The sequence below is a fragment of the Pseudomonas sp. TWI923 genome, assembly GCF_039673365.1.
GTDB classification, from domain to species: domain Bacteria; phylum Pseudomonadota; class Gammaproteobacteria; order Pseudomonadales; family Pseudomonadaceae; genus Aquipseudomonas; species Aquipseudomonas sichuanensis.
On sequence record NZ_JBDJLM010000162.1, the window covers coordinates 1 to 2,260 of the forward strand.

Annotated in this window: 3 protein-coding genes; 2 read left to right on the top strand and 1 reads right to left on the bottom strand. The window is 63.0% G+C overall.

Annotated elements, in window-relative coordinates; genetic code table 11:
- Window positions 1-85: 85 nt before the first annotated feature.
- Window positions 86-979 carry a transcriptional activator NhaR gene (gene nhaR, locus ABE459_RS25860; protein WP_125464751.1) on the bottom strand — a complete coding sequence of 298 codons (894 nt, stop codon included), beginning with the start codon at window positions 977-979 and terminating at the stop codon, window positions 86-88.
- Window positions 980-1,111: 132 nt separating this feature from the next.
- Here nhaR and ABE459_RS25865 point away from each other — a divergent pair, with 132 nt between their 5' ends.
- Together ABE459_RS25865 and ABE459_RS25870 are read left to right on the top strand one after the other, a co-directional pair.
- A complete protein-coding gene (locus ABE459_RS25865) occupies window positions 1,112-1,351 on the top strand; it encodes a hypothetical protein (protein WP_323828659.1) in 240 nt (79 codons plus the stop codon).
- Between the two features lie 28 nt (window positions 1,352-1,379).
- Window positions 1,380-2,132 (top strand): TerC family protein, encoded by a 753-nt coding sequence (locus ABE459_RS25870; RefSeq protein ID WP_110993902.1) that lies wholly within the window; start codon window positions 1,380-1,382, stop codon window positions 2,130-2,132.
- Window positions 2,133-2,260 lie beyond the last annotated feature (128 nt).

The following is a 2,260-nucleotide window of genomic DNA, read 5'->3' on the forward strand; positions in this document are numbered from 1 at the left end:
CCGTTCTTTGTTTCTCCCTGAATGGGGGGGCGGGGCGCGCGCCCCCCATTTAGCTGCCCTCGCCCCGCTCCTACAGGTTTTCCTGTTACCAGTGAAACAACTCCCGCCGGGCCCCCTCGGTGATCGCCACGATGCCCGGGTGCTTGACCTTGCGTTCCACCGAGATGGCATAGAAAGACTCGTTCACCGCCTCGGTCTGGCCGATCAGCCGTACCCCGTACTGGCGGCACACTTCTTCGGCGATCACGCTGGGGGCGACGAAGATGCCGCTGCCGGACTGGCCGAAGGCCTGCATCAGCGCGCTGTCGTCGAACTCACCGACAATGCGCGGCTGCACCTGCTGCTCGGCCAGCCAGCGCAGCAGGCGGCTGCGCACTACGGTTTCCTGGCCGGGAATCAACAGCGGCGCATCGTCCAGGCAGGCGGGGAACGGCTTGTCGAGCTGTGCGGCCAAGGTGTGTGTGGCAAAGAAGCTCAGGCCGCATTCTCCCAGCTTCTGGCTGTAACCCTTGATGTCCAGGTGGTTGGGCATGGGGCTGTCGGATATCACCAGGTCCAGGCGCTGGATCGCCAGGTCTGCGAGCAGGCGCTCGAGCTTGTCTTCGCGGCAGCTGATGCGCAGCACCTCGTCCAGCTCCATGGTTGGCGCCAACAGGCGGTAAACGATGGACTTGGGCACCACGTCGGCCACCCCCACGCGGAACAGGATCTGTTCCTGAGGGCCGGCACGCAGCATGGCTTCCAGCTCGCCGCCGATCTGGAACATCTGCTCGGCATAGGTGAGTGCCTGGCGGCCGGTTTCGGTCAGCTCCAGCTGACGACCGACGCGCTGGAACAGCTCCAGGTTCCAGGTCTGCTCGAACAGGCTGATCTGCCCACTGATCGTCTGCGGCGTAAGATTCAGTTGCTCGCTGGCGCGGGCGATACTCCCGGTCTTTGCTACAGCCCAGAAGTAATGAAGCTGGCGGTAGTTGAGCATGGTGTTTCCGGATTCGTAAAAACCGAAGTATATCAGCTGAAAATACGAATTTTCCGGATGTTTCGGCCCCTCTAGAATGCGACCCCATCAGGCGCCCCGCGCGCCGCACGGATATCGACAAGCGAGGACCCCATGTTGCAACTCAAATCCATCGGTACGCCCCTGGTACTGGCCCTGGCGTTGTTCGCCCTGAGCGGCTGCGACCAGGCCGAGAAGTCCGCCCAGCAGATGCTCGACCAGGCCGCCGAAACGGCCAAGCAGGCCATCGACAAGACCAACGATGCCGCCCAGCAGGCGCTGAGCGACGCCATCGGCAGCGATGGCGAGAAGGCCAAGGCCGAAGACGACAAGAAAAACACCCAAGACATCTGACCCACCGGACCTGAAGCAGGACTGACCAATGGAATATTTGCTGGAACTCGCCGCTAGCCCCACCGCCTGGGTTGCCCTTGCCACCCTGGTGGCCATGGAGGTCGTACTCGGCATCGACAACCTGATCTTCATCTCGATCCTCACCAACAAGCTGCCTGAACAATTCCGCTCGAAGGCGCGACGCATCGGTATCAGCATGGCCTTGGTCATGCGCCTGGCGCTGCTCAGCACCGTGGCCTGGATCGTCCAGTTGACCGAGCCGGTGATCGATGTGTTCGGCCACGCCTTCTCGTGGAAGGACATGATCCTCATCGCCGGTGGCTTGTTCCTGCTGTGGAAGGCGACCAAGGAGATCCATGAAAGTGTCGACCCCCATGGCGCCAAGGAAGAGTCCAAGCTCGGCAGCACCGTGACCATTGGTTTCACCGCGGCGATCTTCCAGATCCTGCTGCTGGACATCGTCTTCTCGATCGACAGCATCATCACCGCCGTGGGCATGACCGAGCACCTGCCGATCATGATCATCGCCGTGATCAGCGCCGTGATCGTGATGCTGGTGGCCGCCGACCCGCTGGCCAAGTTCATCAACGACAACCCGACCGTGGTGATGCTGGCCCTGGGCTTCCTGATCATGATCGGCATGACCCTGATCGCCGAAGGCTTCGGCGCCCATGTACCGAAAGGCTACGTGTATGCCGCCATGGCCTTCTCGACGGTGATCGAGATGCTCAACATCATGGCCCGCCGGGCCCGGTTGAAGCGCGAGGCTGCTGAAGGTTGAGGTAGTTTCGCCAAGCTTTCGCGGGGGGACTAGGTGCCGCGCCCCCCCCCAGGGGCTTGGCCCCCGATGGGTGGTGACATGCCGGCACGGGTGGGCCGGGGCGGGGGGGTGGGCGGGGGCACCCCCGG